Here is a 16,068-nt window from a genome sequence, read left to right as displayed (position 1 = left end):
CAGGAGCGGCCACCCCGCCTCCCGACCTACAGTGGGGGAGTGTCTGAACCGATGGACCCCACGCCGCTGTCCGACCCGGAGGGTTCCGTCGCCCTCGCGGAGCGCGGGCTGACGGATGCGCCCTGGTACACGCTGGTCTGGAACGACCCGGTCAACCTCATGAGCTACGTGACCTTCGTGCTGATGGACCACTTCGGGTACTCCCGCCACGTCGCCGAGGGCATGATGCTGGACATCCACACCAAGGGGCGCTGCGTGGTCTCCACCGGCTCACGCGAGGCGATGGAGGTCGACACCCAGGCCATGCAGGAGTACGGCCTCTGGGCGACCTTCGGGCAGGACACCTGATGGCGCGCGCCTTCCGCTGGGAGGGTGACGCCGCCGTGGCGCACCTGGACGACCTCGAGCTCGACGCGCTGGCCGACGGAGCCACGGCCGTCATCACCATCCTCGGTGGGGGCCGGGAGTCGACCGCGCTGCCGGGGGCCCCCGAGCTGCACGACCCCGACCAGGACGACGTCGACGCCCGGTTCGAGGCGCTGACCGCCGACCTCGCCCCGGCCGTCCCGGACGACGCGCTCGACCTCTTCGGCGACGACCCCGCCCTGGCCCGGCTGCTGCCGGCCGCCCACGCCACGGACGCCGAGCGCGCCCGGGAGTTCGCGCAGATGGCCCACTCGGGCATCCGCTCCACGAAGGTGGCCAACCTGCGCACGCTCGTGGCGGCCTGCGAGCGGTCCCGGGAGTCCGGCGTGCTCGCGCTCGAGTCCGCCGAGGCCCGCAAGGTGCTGGCGGCCTTCACCGACATCCGGCTGGTGCTGGCCGACCGTCTCGGCATCCACGAGGACGGGGACGCCGAGCAGGTCGAGGCCCGCACGAGCGAGCTCATCGCCGCCGCGGAGCGGGGCGAGAACCTGGGGGACGAGGAGGAGATCGCGCTCCAGCTCGGGCTCCACCACGGGTTCGTCGGGTGGATGCAGGAGACGCTCGTCGAGGCCCTGCTCCCGGGCTGACCCACGCCCCGATCGGCGGCGGGGTGCTGTTCTAGGCTGGCGGCACCATGACTGCAGCCTCTGACGCGACCACCGCCCCCGCCGCCCACTCCTCCGAGACCACCGAGGTCACGGGGTCCGACGTGCGGGTGCGCTTCTGCCCCTCACCGACCGGCACGCCCCACGTGGGTCTGGCCCGCACCGCGCTGTTCAACTGGGCCTACGCCCGGCACACCGGTGGTGCCTTCGTCTTCCGGCTGGAGGACACCGACGCCTCGCGCGACAGCGAGGAGTCCGCGCAGGGCATCTACGACATGCTCGAGTGGCTGGGCATGACCCCGGACGAGGGCGTGCACGAGGGCGGGCCCCACGCCCCGTACCGCCAGAGCGAGCGCCACGACCGGCACGCGGAGGTGGCCCGCAAGCTGGTGGAGGCCGGCTACGCCTACGAGTCCTTCTCTACGCCGGAGGAGGTCGAGGAGCGCCACCGCGCCGCCGGCCGCGACCCGAAGCTGGGCTACGACAACCACGACCGCGGGCTGACCGACGAGGAGAAGGCCGCCTTCCGTGCGGAGGGTCGCGAGCCGGTGCTGCGTCTGCGCATGCCGGACGAGGACATCACCTTCACCGACATGGTGCGCGGAGAGGTGACCTTCCCGGCCGGGCAGATCCCGGACTACGTGATCGTCCGCGGCAACGGGGTGCCTCTGTACACGCTGGTGAACCCGGTGGACGACGCGGCCATGCGGATCACCCACGTCATCCGCGGTGAGGACCTGCTGAGCTCGACTCCCCGTCAGATCGCCCTGTACCGGGCGCTCATCGCCATCGGTGAGGCCGACCGGGTGCCGACCTTCGGCCACCTGCCGCTGGTGCTGGGCAACGGCACCAAGAAGCTCTCGAAGCGTGACCCCGAGGCGAGCCTGTTCCTGCACCGCGACCGCGGTTTCGTCCGCGAGGGCATGATCAACTACCTGGCCCTGCTCGGCTGGTCGATCGGCGCCGACCGCGACGTCTTCACCCCCGAGGAGCTCGTCGAGGTCTTCGACGTCCACGCGGTCAACCCGAACCCGGCCCACTGGGACCAGAAGAAGGCGGAGTCGATCAACGGTGACCACCTGCGGATGCTGGAGCTCGGTGAGTTCACCGGGCGGCTGCTGCCGTACCTGCAGGACGCGCAGGTGCTCCCGGAGCGCCCCTCGATGGGGGAGCTGGCCCGTCTGAAGGACGTGGCCGAGCTGGTGCAGACCCGCGTCCCGGTGCTCAGCGAGGCGGTGCCGCTGGTGCGCCCCTTCTTCGTGGAGGACGACGCGCTGGAGCGTGACGAGAAGGCCGTGTCCGGCCTGAAGGAGGACGCCGGTCAGGTGCTCGACGCCGCGATCGCCGCCCTGGAGCAGCTGCCGGACACGCCGGCGGTGACCCTGGGAGACCCCGACGACGAGCGGCGCGCGAGCTGGGCGACGGCCGACATCGAGGCCGCCCTGCGCGAGGCGCTGCTGGACGGGATGGGCCTCAAGCCGCGGCTGGCCTTCACGCCCCTGCGCGTGGCGGTGAGCGGGGCCAAGGTGTCCCCGCCGCTGTTCGAGTCGATGGAGATCCTCGGCCGTCCCGCGACGCTGGCGCGGCTGCGGTCGCTGCGCGAGCAGCTGGGCTGAGGCGTCCCCGCGGGGCCGGTCACGGAGGCCGGCCCTGCGGTCGCCTGTCCCGGCAGGACGCGGATTGGCGAACGGCGTGAGATCTGTGTAAGGTATCGCCTCGGTTCGCCCCACGAGGGCGGGCTGGTCACCACCGTGCGAATCACCTGCGGGTGAAGCGGACGGCCGGTGAAAACCCTTGGGGTATGGTGTAATTGGCAGCACGAGTGATTCTGGTTCACTTAGTCTAGGTTCGAGTCCTGGTACCCCAGCCAGCACCGCTGGTCTTCGGATCGACGAGCTGCTGCGGAGGGCCCACAGCCTGTGGTAGTGTCCTCCAGTCGCGAAAGCGATACGGCCCCGTTGTGTAGCGGCCTAGCACGCCGCCCTCTCAAGGCGGTAGCGCGGGTTCAAATCCCGTCGGGGCTACAACACGAAGAAGGACCCCGGTCATGCGACCGGGGTCCTTCTTCGTGTTGGGAGGGGTGTGGGTGGTGAGCGGGGATCGCTGAATGCAAGTGATATTCATTCCCCGTCGAATGGTTCACCTTGTGAGGAAATAGGTCACAGGGTCACGGGTACATCTCATTTCGCCTGCTGGCTTGGTGGGCGGGGGTGCGATTGTCTACTTTCTCCCAAGAGATCCCTCGCTTTCCTCCCACCCTTCCCGAGACCTTCAGGGGGCACCATGAACAAGGCGGACCTGGCGACGATCCTCGAGCCGATCGTCGGGAGCCACCACGCTGCGTCACAGGCGATCGACGCCCTGGTCGACGCCATGATCCGGGAGGTGGCTGACGGGGGCACGGTCACCCTCACCGGCTTCGGCACCTTCGAGCAGGTCCTGCGGGCGCCCCGCACGGGCCGCAACCCCCGCACCGGGGAGGTGGTGCGCATCGAGGGCACCGCGGGCCCGCGCTTCCGGCCGAGCCCGACCTTCCGCAAGGCGGTGGCGGACCCGGCCTCCCTGCCGAGCGACGGGTACGCAGGGGGCCGCACCCGGCGCTGAGGGGGCGGACGCCGCTCCGGCCGGGGCCCCGCACAGCGCGGCTCGACTGCGGCGTCGCGGGCGAGCCGTCGTAGGCTGACCCGCGTACCCGATCCCACGCTGTGGAGGAGCACCATGACGCGCGCGGCCGTTCTCGGAGCGGGCAGCTGGGGCACCGCCTTCGCCCAGGTGCTCGTCGACGCCGGCACCGAGGTCACGCTGTGGGGCCGCCGGTCCGAGCTCGTGGACGCGGTCAACGCGCGGCGCCGGAACCCGCAGTACCTGCCTGACCACGACCTGCCGGAGGCGCTGCGGGCCACGACCGACGTGGCCGAGGCGTGCGACGGTGCCGACGTCGTGGTCCTCGCGATCCCCTCCCAGACCCTCCGGGACAATCTCGGTCGGTGGGGTTCGGCCATCGGTGCCGACGCGACGGTCGTCTCCCTGCTCAAGGGCGTGGAGCTCGGCACCGGGCTGCGCATGAGCGAGGTCGTGACCGAGGTCGCGGGCATCGACCCCGGCCGCGTGGCGGTCCTGTCCGGCCCCAACCTCGCGCGGGAGATCGTGCAGCGCCAGCCCTCGGCGAGCGTCGTGGCCTGTGCGGACGCCGTCCGGGCCGACCAGGTGGCCGAGGCCTGCGACGCCCCGTACTTCCGCCCCTACACCTCGCACGACGTGATCGGCGCCGAGATCGGTGGGGCGGTGAAGAACGTCGTCGCCCTGGCGGTCGGCATGGCGCAGGGCATGGGCTACGGGGACAACACCTCGGCCATGCTCATCACGCGCGGCCTGGCAGAGGTCACCCGCCTGGGCACGGCGCTGGGTGCGGACCCCACGACCTTCCTCGGTCTGGCAGGGACGGGGGACCTCGTGGCGACCTGCTCGAGCTCCCTCTCGCGCAACCACCAGGTCGGCATGCGACTGGGGCAGGGGGAGGAGCTGCAGGCGATCCTGGAATCCCAGAACCAGGTCGCCGAGGGTGTGAAGTCCTGTCGCTCGATCCACCACCTCGCGGCACAGCACGAGATCCCCATGCCGATCGTCTCGGCCGTCGTCGGGGTGGTGCACGAGGGCGTGTCGGTGTCGGAGACCGCGCACCGGCTGATGTCCCGCGTGCGCAAGGCCGAGACCTACTGAGCGCGGCGCCGCCGCCGGAGCCCGTCGCCGAGTACGATCCTGCGACGATGAGTGCATCCAACCAGTCCATGCCCGAGCGCCCGCGCGTCGCGCTCGTCTTCGGCGGCCGCTCCAGCGAGCACCCCGTCTCCTGCGCCACGGCAGCGAGCGTGATGGCGGCCATCGACACCACCCGGTGGGACGTGGTGCCGATCGGCATCACCCCCGAGGGGCAGTGGGTCGTCTCCTCCGCGGCCCCGGAGGAGCTTGAGATCGCCGCCGGCCGCATCCCGCAGGTCACCGGCGGTGAGGAGAACGTGGTGGTGCCGCTGGGCTCCGCCCACACCGACTTCCAGGTCGTCCGGCAGGGGATGCCGCCGGAGGCGCTCGGGCACGTCGACGTGGTCTTCCCACTGCTGCACGGCCCGTTCGGTGAGGACGGCACCCTGCAGGGTCTGCTGGAGATGGCCGACCTCCGCTACGTTGGCTGCGGCGTGGCCTCCTCGGCGATGATGATGGACAAGCACCACATGAAGGTGGTGTTCGAGTCCGCCGGGCTGGAGGTCGGGCCGTACCGGGTGGTCACCGATCGCCGGTGGCGGGCCGACCGGCAGGGTGCCCTGGATGCGGTCTCCGAGCTGCAGCTGCCCCTGTTCGTGAAGCCGGCCCGCGCCGGGTCCTCGATGGGCATCACCCGGGTGGACGACCTGGCGGACCTCGAGTCCGCGATCGAGACCGCCCGGGAGCACGACATGAAGGTGGTCGTGGAGGAGGGCATCGACGGGCGTGAGCTCGAGTGCGCCGTCCTCGACGGACACGGCGCCGATGCACCGCGCGCCAGCACCGTCGGGGAGATCGTCGTCTCCGGTGGCCACGGCTTCTACGACTTCGAGGCCAAGTACCTCGACGAGCAGTCGACCACCCTGTCGGCGCCGGCCGAGGCCCCTGCCGAGGTGATCGAGGAGATCCGGCGACTGGCGGTCGTGGCCTTCGAGGCCGCGGACTGCGAGGGGCTGGCCCGGGTGGACTTCTTCTACACCACCGACGGTCGCCTGGTGATCAACGAGATCAACACGATGCCGGGCTTCACCCCGTACTCGATGTACCCGGCCCTGTGGGCGGCCTCCGGCATCGAGTACCCCGCGCTCATCGACGAGCTGCTGACCCTCGCGCTGGAGCGTCCGCTCGGCCTGCGCTGATCAGGTGCAGGAGCGGCCGTTGTCCTCCAGCGACTTCGCAGCATCGGCGAACGACGCCACGAGGTCGGCCGACTGCGGGTAGCGGGAGGGCACGAGGACCTCGAGGGCCGGGGTGCGGCCGTAGGTCACCAGGGCGATGCCGTCGTCCAGGTCCTGCACCACCCAGTCCACACCGCGGACGGTGAGGCACCGGTCGGTGGTGGGCCCGGGGTCGGCGGCGCCGCAGCGCGCCACGATCGCGGGGTTCCCCCAGGCCGCGGCGCTGTCGGCGGCGTCCTCGGGGACGGGCTGCTCGACGGCCCCGGCGACCGACTCGGGGAACTTGCCCGCGGCCTCCCGGCAGGCGGCCTCGTCGGCCAGCGGTGCCGGGGTGACGTCGACCTCCCCGCGGGAGCAGCCGGCCAGGGCGGAGCCCGCGACGAGCAGGACCACGGTGGCCCGGAGCCGCCGGTGGGCGGGCCTCCGGACGGTGCGGGCGCAGGGGGAGCGGCGGCTGGCGGGCATCCCCACAGGGTAGCGTCGCCGCGTGCACCAGACCCTGGCCGACGTGTCCGAGAACGAGCTGCTGCCGCGCATCTGGCAGCACCTGCCCACCGCCGGTCCCGGCCTCGTGGTCGGCCCGGGGGACGACGCCGCCGTCCTGCGGGGGACCGGTGACCTGGTGGCCACCACGGACACGATGGTGCTGGGGGCCGACTGGCTGGACGAGTGGTCCAGCGGGTGGCAGGTCGGTGCCAAGGCGGTCACCCAGAACGTCGCGGACGTGACCGCGATGGGTGGGCGCTGCACCAGTCTGCTGCTCACCCTCGTGGCCGACCCGGCCACCCCCGTGACGTGGGTGGAGGAGCTGGCTCGTGGCATCGGTGACCGGGCGCGGGAGCTCGGGGTGACCGTGGCCGGCGGGGACCTCTCCTCGGCACCGGTCGGGATGCGCACCGTGAGCATCACCGCCCACGGGACGGCGGGCGAGCGGGTCGTGCTGCGCTCGGGTGCCCGGGTGGGGGACCTGCTGGCGGTGTCCGGCCCCCTGGGCCGCGCCGGCACCGGCCTGGTGCTGCTGCAGGAAGGGGTTCTCGAGGCCGAGGAGGGGACGGCCGCCGCCGACTGCCTGGCCCACCAGCGGGCCCCTCGGGTGGATCCGGACGCCGGCGAGCGGGCGGCCCGGGCCGGCGTCACGGCGATGCTGGACGTCAGTGACGGCCTCGCACGCGACGGGGCGCGGATCGCCGCGGCCAGCGGGGTGGCCCTCGATCTCGACGGGCGGGCGCTGGCACCGGACGTCGAGCGCTGCGCGGAGGCGATCGGCGCCGAGCGCGCCCGGCACGAGGTGCTCACCGCGGGGGAGGAGCACTGCCTGCTGGCGACCTTCCCGCCGAGCGCGGACCTGCCGCCGGGCTGGCGCGGCATCGGGCGCTGCGTGGCCGCGTCCGATGACCGGCCGGCCGTCAGTCTGGAGGGGCGCCCCGTCGAGGGCGGGTGGGACCACTTCCGGGGGTGATGGTTCCCCGGTCCGTGGGTCCGATCCCGTGGGCTCCGGTGCCGCAGGGGCGCCGCTGGTGGACGCACGAATGCGCTGAGGGACGCCCCGTGGTGGGCGCCCCTCAGCGCATTCGTGCGTTTCCGGCCGGGGCCGGTCAGCCCGACGGGGTCAGCGGACGACCTTGCCGGCCTTCATGCACGAGGTGCAGGCGTTGATGCGCTTGACGGTGGCGAGGTTCTCGCCGACGCGGGCACGCACGCGCTGGATGTTCGGGTTCCAACGGCGCTTGGTGCGGCGGTTGGAGTGCGAGATGTTGTGACCGAAGCTCGGTCCCTTGCCGCAGACGTCGCAGGTGGCAGCCACGGTTCTCTCCTGAGTGATCGATGGTCGAATGGGCCCCGACCTGGAGTTCCGCAGGACTGGACTCGGGGAGTCCGATGCATGCGTCGGTCACGGGCAACCGGAGAATCATAGCGGACGGCCGCAGCGTGAGCCAATCGCGAGGAATCACCCTGCGGGTGCGACCATGTCCCGGTCCGCAGGCGGGGTTCCTGGACCCGGCCGCCCCCGTGACCCGAGGCGAGGAACCGGTGCCCGACCGCGATCGATCCATCCTCACGGCCACCGACGCCCGTCGGTGGCTGCTCAACGTGCGCAGCGGTCTGCGTCGGGCGGCCCCGGCGCTGGACGCGGTGAACGTCTTCCCGGTCGCGGACGGGGACACGGGCACCAACATGTTCCTCACCGTCGACACCGGCCTGCGGACCGCCCCGGCCTGGGACGCGGACGACGTGCACGGCAGCATCGACGGCCTGGCGCGGGCCGTCCTCTGGGCCGCGCGCGGCAACAGCGGGGTGATCCTCGCGCAGCTCGTGGCGGGGGCTGCGCAGGAGGTCGTCAAGGGTGCGGCCGGGGACCGTGCGGGGGGTCTGGACGCGGCCGGGCTGGCGCGCGCCCTCGGCAGGGCCGACGCGCTGGCCTGGCAGGCGGTCGCCTCCCCGGCGGGGGGCACCATCCTCAGCGTCTCGAGGGCCGCCGCGTCGGCCGCCCGGCGTGCTGCTGACGCCGGCTCGTCGCTGGAGGAGGTCGCCCGCGCGGCCTTCGACGCGGCGCACGTGGCCCTGGCCCGCACGCCGGACGAGCTGACCGCGTTGCGGGACGCCCACGTCGTGGACGCCGGGGCGGCGGGCTACGTGGTGACCCTGCGGCACCTGGTGGTCACCTGCGGGGGGCCCGTCCCGGAGGCCCCTGCACTGCTGTGGCTCACCGAGGCCGGCGCGGAGCTGCCCGACCTCCCGACCCCGAAGCCGCAGGGGGCGGCTCCCGCGGGGGACGGTGCCGGCTCCTCCGGGGTGCCGGAGCCGGAGGCCGTCGGCGAGCCGACCGCCACGGACTCGGACTCCACCCTGGAGGTCGTGCTGAGCACGACGCTCCCCGAGCAGGCCGCGCGTCGCGCGGACCGCGTCATCCGCCGCCTGCGGCGCAAGCTGGGTGATCTGGGCGACTCGGTGGTCGTGGCCGGCGCGGGCAGGCACTGGCGCGTCCACGTCCACGTCCGGGACGCCCGGACGGCCTCGAAGGTGACCGCGCTGTGCCGGCGCCTGGGGGAGGTCGCCGACGTGCGCACCGAGAGCCTCGACGGTGTGCACGATGCGCGCCGGGAGGTGGCCCTGCTGGCCGCGGCCTCGGGGGAGGGCCTGTCCAACGTGCTGCGCGCGGCCGGGGCCCGGGTGGTCGAGTCCTCGCCCGGGCGACGCACCGGCATCGGGGACCTGGTGGGGGCGGTCGAGGCCTGCGGCGCCACGCGGGTGGTCTTCCTGCCCGGCGACGACCAGCTGCTGCTGCCGGCGCAGGAGGCGGCCCGCCACGTGGCGCAGCGCGGCATCTGGATGCAGGTCGTCGACTCCCGCTCCCTGCAGGGCACGGTGGCGGCCGTGGCCGTCTGGGACCCGGTCGACGACGTCGACAAGTCCGTGCGGGCCATGGTCGGGGCGGCCTCCTCCACCCACGACGGTGCGGTCCGTGCACTGCCCGGCGGCGACCTGGTCGGTGTCGTCGGGGGCCAGCAGGTGACCCGCGCCGCCACTGTCGAGGAGGCGCTGCCCGCCGTCATCGCCGCGCTGCCGACGCGTGGGGTGGAACTGGCCACTGTGGTCCTGGGCGAGGGCGTCGACGCCTCCGTGGGCAGGCTCGTCGAGGCCAGCCTGCGGCTGAGGCGGCGGTCCCTGGAGGTGCAGGTGATCGAGGGCGGGCCCGCGGTGCTGCCTGTCCTGGTGGGGCTGGAGTGAGGAGCGTGGTGCGTCCGTGGTGACCTGGGAATCGTCCCTGCCCGCCGTGGTCGGCAAGCGGGAGGCCGAGGCGCTGGAGAAGGCCCGGGGGCTGCGCACGGTGGGTGACCTGGCGCAGTTCCTGCCGACCCGGTACCTGGACCCCGAGCGACCCGCGGCGATGGCCGACCTGACGGTCGGGCAGAGCGCCGTGGCGGTCGGGACCGTCCGCACCGCGCGGGAGATGCCGATGCGCAACCAGCCGCGCCGCAAGCGCCTCGTGGTGACCGCCGAGGACGACCGTGGCGGTCGGCTGGAGGTCGTGTTCTTCAGCATCTGGGGGCACTCGCAGCGACTCGTCCCCGGTGCCCGCGTGATGTTCATCGGCACGGTCGGGGAGTACCGCCGGACGCTGCAGATGACCCACCCGGACTACGTCGTGCTCGAGAGCGGCGGCGAGCAGGCCGGGGAGGGGGCGGTGCCCGGGGAGGGGCTGGTCCCGCTCTACCGGGAGGTCAAGGCCATGACCTCCCTGCAGGTCAACCAGGCCGCGGCGCTCGCGCTGCACGCCCTGGACGAGGCGCCCGACGTCGTGCCCCCGGGGGTGGGGGAGGAGCTGCTGGACATGTCGGCCCTCGGGGCCTGGCGCACGCTCCACCGGCCCCGCGACTGGGGTGACGTCACCCGTGCGCGGCAGCGGCTGCGCTTCGCCGAGGCGTTCGAGCTGCAGGTGGTGCTCGCACGCCTGCGGGCCCGGCACGAGGCCGACCCGGCCACGCCGAGGCCGCGCCGCGAGGACGGTGCGGCGGCCCGCTTCGACGCCGCTCTGCCCTTTCCGCTGACCGGGGCGCAGGAGCGGGTCGGCCGGGAGATCGCCGCCGAGCTGGAGCGCACCCACCCGATGCACCGGCTGCTGCAGGGCGACGTCGGCTCCGGCAAGACGATGGTCGCGCTGCGGGCGATGCTGCAGGCCGTGGACTCCGGGGGGCAGGCGGCGCTGCTGGCACCCACCGAGATCCTCGCCACCCAGCACCATCGGGGGCTCGTGCGGATGCTCGGGGACCTGGCGACGGCCGGCCGGCTGGGTGGCGGCGTCGAGGTGCGGCTGCTCACCGGCTCGATGACGGCGACCCAGCGGAAGAAGGTGCTGCTGGACACGGTGGCCGGGGAGGTGGACCTGCTGGTGGGCACGCACGCCCTGCTGCAGGACTCGGTCTCCTTCGCCGACCTCGCGCTCGTGGTGGTCGACGAGCAGCACCGCTTCGGGGTCGAGCAGCGGGACGCGCTGCGGGCGAAGGCCGACCCGCCCCCGCACCTGCTGGTGATGACCGCCACCCCCATCCCGCGCACGGTGGCCATGACCGTGTTCGGCGACATGGACGTCTCGGTCCTCGACGAGCTGCCCGGCGGACGCCAGCCGGTGACCACGCACCTCGTCCCGGCGGGCAACCGCCAGTGGGTGGAGCGCACCTGGGAGCGGATCGCCGAGGAGGTCGCCGCTGGGCACCAGGCGTTCGTCGTGGCCTCCCGGATCGACGCCGCCGAGGCCGAGGGGGCCGGTGCGGAGGATGAGCAGGACGCAGCGGACGCCGCCCCGGCCGAGCGACAGGCCGAGGGCGAGGACGAAAGGGCCGAGGAGCCACGGCCGCCGGCGGTGGGCGTGGAGGACCTGCTGGGGGTCGCGCGACAGCACCTGGAACCCCACGGGGTGCGGGTGGCGATGGTGCACGGACGCATGCCCGCCGAGGAGAAGGACGCCGTGATGGCCGACTTCGTGGCCGGCTCGGTGGACGTGCTGGTGGCCACGACCGTGGTGGAGGTCGGGGTCGACGTCCCCAACGCGACGATGATGGTCGTGGTGGACGCCGACCGCTTCGGCATCGCCCAGCTGCACCAGCTGCGCGGCCGCATCGGGCGCGGTGGGCACCCGGGTCTGTGCCTGCTCGTCTCGCACGTCTCCGAGGGGACGACGCGGGAGCGCCTGGAGCGGGTGGCCGCGACCACCGACGGCTTCGAGCTCGCGCGGGCCGACCTGGAGCTGCGCCGCGAGGGGGATGTGCTGGGTGCGGCCCAGAGCGGCCGGTCCGGGCTGGAGTTCGTCCGCGTGCTGCAGGACACCGAGCTCATCGACGCCGCCCGCGAGGCCGCCCGGGAGTACGTGGCCCGAGACCCCGGGCTGACGGGGTGGGCGCCGCTCGCCCGGGCCGTCGAGGCGCGGGATGAGAGCGCTGCCTGGCTGGAGCGCGGCTGATGCGGATCATCGCCGGCACCCGCGGGGGGCGCCGCATCGAGGCGCCGCGCGGGGAGGACACGCGCCCGACCAGCGACCGGGTGCGCGAGGCCCTGTTCGCGGCGCTGGAGCACGAGGGCGTGCTCCGGGAGGCTTGGGTGCTGGACCTCTTCGCCGGCTCCGGTGCGCTGGGTCTGGAGGCCGTGAGCCGGGGCGCCCGCCGCGCGGACTGCGTCGACTCGGCCGCCTCCGCGGCGCGGGTGGCCCAGCAGAACGTGCGGGCCCTCGACCTCGGCGGGGCCGTGGAGGTGCACCGTCGCGCGGTCCTGGACTTCCTCCGTGCCGGCCGCGGGCCGCTCGTCGGGTCGGGGGAGGACCTGCCCGACGGGGGACGGGTCGTTCTCGCCCTGCTGGACCCTCCCTACCCGCTGACCGAGGACCGGCTGGCCGAGGTGCTGGCGGCACTGGTCGACGGGGACTGGCTGGCGCCGGCGGCGGTCGTCGTGGTCGAGCGCTCCTCCCGGAGCCCCGAGCCCACCTGGCCGTCCGGGCTGGAACGCTTCCGCCGCCGTGACCACGGCGAGACCACCCTCTGGTTCGCCGAGCCGGAGCAGCCGGATGACACCATGACGCCGTGACCACCGCACTGCTTCCCGGCTCCTACGACCCCCTGACCGACGGCCACCTCGACGTGGTGCGTCGTGCGGCCGAGCTCTTCGACCGCGTGGTGGTGGCCGTGGTGCACAACCCGGAGAAGGCCGGCACCCTGCCGGCGCAGCAGCGGGTGGAGGTCATCCGCCGGAGCGTGGAGAACCTGCCCGGCGTGGAGGCCTCCGCGCACACGGGGCTGCTGGTGGACGTGGCCCGCGAGGTGGGGGCCGACGTGGTCGTCAAGGGCATCCGCAGCGAGACCGATTACGCCTACGAGCAGCCGATGGCGATGATGAACCGCGAGCTGTCCGGCATCGAGACCCTCTTCCTGCCCGCCAGCGGGTCGGTGGGGCACATCTCCTCCACCCTCGTGCGCCAGATCGCCGCCGGCGGGGGTGACGTGAGCGGTCTGGTGCCGGGCCCGGTCCGCGAGGCGCTGGAGCAGGTCTTCCCCCGCACCTGACGGGAGAGGACGCGTCCCCGGGCAGCCTTCGCCGTCGGTGGCCTGTGGGACCATGTGCACCATGATCGAGCTCGACCGGCGGCACCCCCTGGCCCTTGACCTGCGCAGCTTCGGACGCCGTGCGGGCACCACCGAGTCCGGGACCTTCGAGGTGCCCGCCCCGGAGGGGATCGGCACCGACGTGATGACCGTGGCGGCCGGCTCGCCGCTGGGGCTGGATCTGAGGTTGGAGGCGCTGGTGGACGGCGTCCTGGCCTCCGGGACCGTGACCGCCACCGCGACCGGCAGCTGCGTGCGCTGCCTGACAGAGCTCACCGAGGAGGTCGACACCGACTTCCAGGTGCTCTACGTCTGGCCGGGGGGCCGTGGCGAGGAGGGGGAGGAGGTCGACCCCGAGACCCAGGAGGACGTGCGGGAGCTCGACGGCGACCTGCTCGACCTGGACCCGGCGGTGCGTGACGCGATCGTGCCGACCTTCCCCTTCCAGCCGGTCTGCTCGCCGGACTGCCCCGGGCTGTGCGACCGCTGCGGCGCCCTCCTCGAGGACGACCCGGACCACGCCCACGAGGAGATCGATCCCCGGTGGGCCGCCCTGGCCGACCTGACCCGCTCCGACGACCAGTGAGCTCCGCCGCCCGCCCGGTGTCCGAGCTGGCGGAGCGCCTGCAGGAGATCGTCGGCGCCCCCGTCGACCCCGAGCTCCTGCTGCGCGCCGTCACGCACCGCTCGTTCAGCTACGAGAACGACGGGGCCCCGCACAACGAGCGCCTGGAGTTCCTCGGCGACTCGGTGCTGGGACTGGTCGTGACCGACCACCTCTACCGCACCAACCCCGAGCTCCCGGAGGGCCAGCTCGCCAAGCTGCGCAGCGCCGTCGTGAGTGCCCACGCCCTCGGCGGGGAGGCCGGCCGGCTGGACCTGGGGGCCTACTTCCGCCTCGGGCGCGGGGAGGAGAACTCCGGCGGCCGCGCCAAGAACTCGATCCTCGCCGACGGCGTGGAGGCCGTCATCGGGGCGGTCTTCCTGGCTGCCGGGACGGACGCCGCGACCACGCTGGTGCACCACCTGCTCGACGAGCGGATGGAGCGCTCGCAGACGATGGGCGCTGCGCTGGACTGGAAGACGAGCTTGCAGGAGCTCGGCTCCGCCCGCGGGGTGGGGCTGCCGGAGTACCGCATCGCGGATTCCGGGCCCGACCACGCGAAGGTGTTCGAGGCCACCGCCGTGCTCGGCGGGGTGCCCGTCGGGAGCGGTTCCGGCCCCACCAAGAAGGCGGCCGAGATGATGGCGGCCGAGGCCGCCTGGCTGCACCTGACGGAACACAGCGAGGACGCGGACGCCGGGGCCACCGCCGACCGGGACGCCGGGGCGCAGGGCTGACGTGCCCGAGCTCCCCGAGGTCGAGGTCGTCCGCGCCGGACTGGCCGAGCACGTGGTGGGTCGCCGCATCGCGGTGGCCGACGTCCGCGGTGAGCGCGTGGCACGCCGGCACGCCGGTGGGGCCCAGGCGCTGGCTGCGCGACTGGCCGGTCGCACGCCGACCTCCGCGCAGCGCCGGGGCAAGTTCCTCTGGCTGACGCTGGACGACGGTGCGGCCCTCGTGACCCACCTGGGCATGAGTGGGCAGATGCTGGTGCTCCCGCCCACCGACCCGCCGGTGCGCCACGAGCACGCCCGGCTGGACTTCACCGACGAGGGCCCGACGCTGCGGTTCGCCGACCAGCGCACCTTCGGTGGCTGGGTGGTGGAGCCGCTCGTCGAGGACCCGCACGGTGGTGACCACCCCGGTGGGGTCCCGGCGACGATGCCGCACATCGCGCCCGACGCGTTCGAGAGCGCCTTCGACCCCGAGTGGGTGGCGGGCCGCCTGCGTGCCCGCCGCGGGCCGGTGAAGCGGGCCGTCCTCGACCAGGGGGTCGTCAGCGGGGTGGGCAACATCTACGCCGACGAGGCCTTGTGGCGCACCGGCGTCCACGGGGAGCGCTCCGGCACCGAGCTGACGGGCCCCCGCGCCCGCCGCCTGCTGGAGAACCTGCAGGACGTCATGGCCGAGGCGCTGGAGCAGGGCGGCACGAGCTTCGACGCGCTCTACGTGAACGTCAACGGTGCGAGCGGCTACTTCAGTCGTCGGCTCGCGGTCTACGGGCAGCAGGGGCACCCGTGCCCCCGGTGCGGGACGACCGTGGTGCGCTCACCGTTCGACAACCGCAGCTCCCACTGGTGCCCGACCTGCCAGACCCGACCCCGCCACGCCCCGAGGGGAGTCACCCGGTGAACGACAGCCGCCCCTGGGTCCCCGATCGGCTGGAGGCCGACGCCGTCCAGTGGTCGCTCGACCGCCTGACCCGCCGCATCGAGGCCCGCTTCCCTGACCGGAGCCTGGTCCGCGTCGCCCGTCACCTGCGCGCCCTGTCCGACGAGGTGGAGGACGCCTCGGACTCCAGCCGGCTGCGTCTGCGATGGATGCGGGCGCTCACGGTGCTGCTGGCCGTGGCCCTGGGTCTGGCGACGCTGGTGGTGCTCGGCATGGTGGCCAACGACCTGCGCGCCGACGGCATCGGTGAGCCGGAGGACCTGCTCGCCCTGGTGGAGAGCGGGGTGAACGACCTGGTCTTCTCCGCCGTGGCCATCTGGTTCCTCATGATGGTGCCGGCCCGGCGGGAGCGGGCCCGGATGCTCGGGCTGCTGCACCGGCTGAGGTCCACCGCCCACGTCATCGACATGCACCAGGTGACCAAGGACCCCGAGCACCTGCGCCCGGACTACGTGCCCACCGAGGCCTCGGTGCGCGACCCGATGGACCGGGACGAGATGGCCCGCTACCTGGAGTACTGCATCGAGCTGCTCAGCCTGGTGGGCAAGACCGCCGCGCTGTGCGCCGAGGCCTCCGGGGACGACGTGGTGCTGGACACGGTCTCGGACGTCGAGTCCCTCACGAGCGACCTCTCGGCCCGCATCTGGCAGAAGGTGTCCGTCCTGCCCTGAGGCGGGCACCGTCCGTGCGGATGCGGCGGACCTCGCCTCCGGTGAGCATGGCTGCATGCTCTT

General features: G+C 73.5%; 17 protein-coding genes and 2 tRNA genes. 17 read left to right on the top strand and 2 right to left on the bottom strand.

Annotated features, from left to right (window positions below; genetic code table 11):
- Positions 1-39 precede the first annotated feature (39 nt).
- From clpS to ACY8FT_RS05125, 8 genes are all read left to right on the top strand, one after another.
- Complete coding sequence (clpS, locus tag ACY8FT_RS05160) at positions 40-348, top strand: ATP-dependent Clp protease adapter ClpS (protein WP_462417849.1); 309 nt, start codon at positions 40-42, stop codon at positions 346-348.
- The gene (locus ACY8FT_RS05155; protein ID WP_462417848.1) at positions 348-1,013 is read left to right on the top strand and encodes a DUF2017 family protein; all 666 of its coding nucleotides are present in this window, start codon (positions 348-350) and stop codon (positions 1,011-1,013) included. Before clpS ends, ACY8FT_RS05155 begins: the two co-directional genes overlap by 1 nt.
- Before the next feature lie 47 nt (positions 1,014-1,060).
- The gene (gltX, locus tag ACY8FT_RS05150) at positions 1,061-2,647 is read left to right on the top strand and encodes a glutamate--tRNA ligase (RefSeq protein ID WP_462417847.1); all 1,587 of its coding nucleotides are present in this window, start codon (positions 1,061-1,063) and stop codon (positions 2,645-2,647) included.
- A gap of 179 nt (positions 2,648-2,826) precedes the next feature.
- Positions 2,827-2,901, top strand: a tRNA-Gln gene (locus tag ACY8FT_RS05145).
- Positions 2,902-2,982: 81 nt separating this feature from the next.
- Positions 2,983-3,055, top strand: a tRNA-Glu gene (locus ACY8FT_RS05140).
- A gap of 259 nt (positions 3,056-3,314) precedes the next feature.
- Positions 3,315-3,635 carry an HU family DNA-binding protein gene (locus tag ACY8FT_RS05135; protein WP_462417846.1) on the top strand — a complete coding sequence of 107 codons (321 nt, stop codon included), beginning with the start codon at positions 3,315-3,317 and terminating at the stop codon, positions 3,633-3,635.
- Between the two features lie 114 nt (positions 3,636-3,749).
- Positions 3,750-4,751, top strand: a complete 1,002-nt coding sequence (locus ACY8FT_RS05130; RefSeq protein WP_462417845.1) for an NAD(P)H-dependent glycerol-3-phosphate dehydrogenase — start codon at positions 3,750-3,752, stop codon at positions 4,749-4,751.
- A gap of 47 nt (positions 4,752-4,798) precedes the next feature.
- The gene (locus ACY8FT_RS05125) at positions 4,799-5,929 is read left to right on the top strand and encodes a D-alanine--D-alanine ligase family protein (protein ID WP_462417844.1); all 1,131 of its coding nucleotides are present in this window, start codon (positions 4,799-4,801) and stop codon (positions 5,927-5,929) included.
- On the opposite strand, the gene ACY8FT_RS05120 is transcribed toward ACY8FT_RS05125, so the two are convergent.
- Positions 5,930-6,433 carry a DUF3515 family protein gene (locus ACY8FT_RS05120; RefSeq protein WP_462417843.1) on the bottom strand — a complete coding sequence of 168 codons (504 nt, stop codon included), beginning with the start codon at positions 6,431-6,433 and terminating at the stop codon, positions 5,930-5,932.
- A gap of 22 nt (positions 6,434-6,455) precedes the next feature.
- Here ACY8FT_RS05120 and thiL point away from each other — a divergent pair, with 22 nt between their 5' ends.
- Positions 6,456-7,427 carry a thiamine-phosphate kinase gene (gene thiL, locus ACY8FT_RS05115; RefSeq protein WP_462417842.1) on the top strand — a complete coding sequence of 324 codons (972 nt, stop codon included), beginning with the start codon at positions 6,456-6,458 and terminating at the stop codon, positions 7,425-7,427.
- Between the two features lie 150 nt (positions 7,428-7,577).
- Here the strand turns inward: thiL and rpmB are convergent, their stop codons facing one another.
- Entirely contained in the window at positions 7,578-7,772 is a 195-nt protein-coding gene (rpmB, locus tag ACY8FT_RS05110) for a 50S ribosomal protein L28 (RefSeq protein ID WP_462417841.1), read from the bottom strand.
- A 227-nt stretch (positions 7,773-7,999) separates the two neighbouring features.
- Between rpmB and ACY8FT_RS05105 the strand changes: the two genes are divergently transcribed.
- The 8 genes from ACY8FT_RS05105 (at position 8,000) to ACY8FT_RS05070 (ending at position 16,005) form a co-directional block, all read left to right on the top strand.
- A complete protein-coding gene (locus tag ACY8FT_RS05105; protein WP_462417840.1) occupies positions 8,000-9,697 on the top strand; it encodes a DAK2 domain-containing protein in 1,698 nt (565 codons plus the stop codon).
- 19 nt (positions 9,698-9,716) lie between these two features.
- Complete coding sequence (locus ACY8FT_RS05100; protein WP_462417839.1) at positions 9,717-11,927, top strand: ATP-dependent DNA helicase RecG; 2,211 nt, start codon at positions 9,717-9,719, stop codon at positions 11,925-11,927.
- The gene (rsmD, locus tag ACY8FT_RS05095; protein ID WP_462417838.1) at positions 11,927-12,544 is read left to right on the top strand and encodes a 16S rRNA (guanine(966)-N(2))-methyltransferase RsmD; all 618 of its coding nucleotides are present in this window, start codon (positions 11,927-11,929) and stop codon (positions 12,542-12,544) included. The genes ACY8FT_RS05100 and rsmD overlap by 1 nt, the downstream gene beginning before the upstream one ends.
- The gene (gene coaD, locus ACY8FT_RS05090) at positions 12,541-13,020 is read left to right on the top strand and encodes a pantetheine-phosphate adenylyltransferase (RefSeq protein WP_462417837.1); all 480 of its coding nucleotides are present in this window, start codon (positions 12,541-12,543) and stop codon (positions 13,018-13,020) included. The genes rsmD and coaD overlap by 4 nt, the downstream gene beginning before the upstream one ends.
- 61 nt (positions 13,021-13,081) lie before the next feature.
- Entirely contained in the window at positions 13,082-13,645 is a 564-nt protein-coding gene (locus ACY8FT_RS05085; RefSeq protein WP_462417836.1) for a YceD family protein, read from the top strand.
- On the top strand, positions 13,642-14,400 hold the full coding sequence (gene rnc / locus ACY8FT_RS05080; protein ID WP_462417835.1) for a ribonuclease III: 759 nt from the start codon (positions 13,642-13,644) through the stop codon (positions 14,398-14,400). Before ACY8FT_RS05085 ends, rnc begins: the two co-directional genes overlap by 4 nt.
- A gap of 1 nt (position 14,401) precedes the next feature.
- The gene (mutM, locus tag ACY8FT_RS05075; protein WP_462417834.1) at positions 14,402-15,295 is read left to right on the top strand and encodes a bifunctional DNA-formamidopyrimidine glycosylase/DNA-(apurinic or apyrimidinic site) lyase; all 894 of its coding nucleotides are present in this window, start codon (positions 14,402-14,404) and stop codon (positions 15,293-15,295) included.
- Positions 15,292-16,005 carry a hypothetical protein gene (locus tag ACY8FT_RS05070; protein WP_462417833.1) on the top strand — a complete coding sequence of 238 codons (714 nt, stop codon included), beginning with the start codon at positions 15,292-15,294 and terminating at the stop codon, positions 16,003-16,005. The genes mutM and ACY8FT_RS05070 overlap by 4 nt, the downstream gene beginning before the upstream one ends.
- Positions 16,006-16,068: the final 63 nt, after the last annotated feature.

The sequence above is a fragment of the Kytococcus sp. Marseille-QA3725 genome (assembly GCF_054950055.1).
The sequence above is the reverse complement of the archived record's forward strand: the minus strand, read 5'-3'. Positions and strand labels throughout refer to the sequence as shown.

Bases quoted from the DNA above. Each gene is read 5' to 3' on its own strand.
- ACY8FT_RS05155 (WP_462417848.1), top strand. From the start codon at position 348: ATGGCGCGCGCCTTCCGCTGGGAGGGTGACGCCGCCGTGGCGCACCTG.
- gltX (WP_462417847.1), top strand. From the start codon at position 1,061: ATGACTGCAGCCTCTGACGCGACCACCGCCCCCGCCGCCCACTCCTCC.
- ACY8FT_RS05135 (WP_462417846.1), top strand. From the start codon at position 3,315: ATGAACAAGGCGGACCTGGCGACGATCCTCGAGCCGATCGTCGGGAGC.
- ACY8FT_RS05130 (WP_462417845.1), top strand. From the start codon at position 3,750: ATGACGCGCGCGGCCGTTCTCGGAGCGGGCAGCTGGGGCACCGCCTTC.
- ACY8FT_RS05125 (WP_462417844.1), top strand. From the start codon at position 4,799: ATGAGTGCATCCAACCAGTCCATGCCCGAGCGCCCGCGCGTCGCGCTC.
- ACY8FT_RS05120 (WP_462417843.1), bottom strand. From the start codon at position 6,433: ATGCCCGCCAGCCGCCGCTCCCCCTGCGCCCGCACCGTCCGGAGGCCC.
- rsmD (WP_462417838.1), top strand. From the start codon at position 11,927: ATGCGGATCATCGCCGGCACCCGCGGGGGGCGCCGCATCGAGGCGCCG.
- ACY8FT_RS05085 (WP_462417836.1), top strand. From the start codon at position 13,082: ATGATCGAGCTCGACCGGCGGCACCCCCTGGCCCTTGACCTGCGCAGC.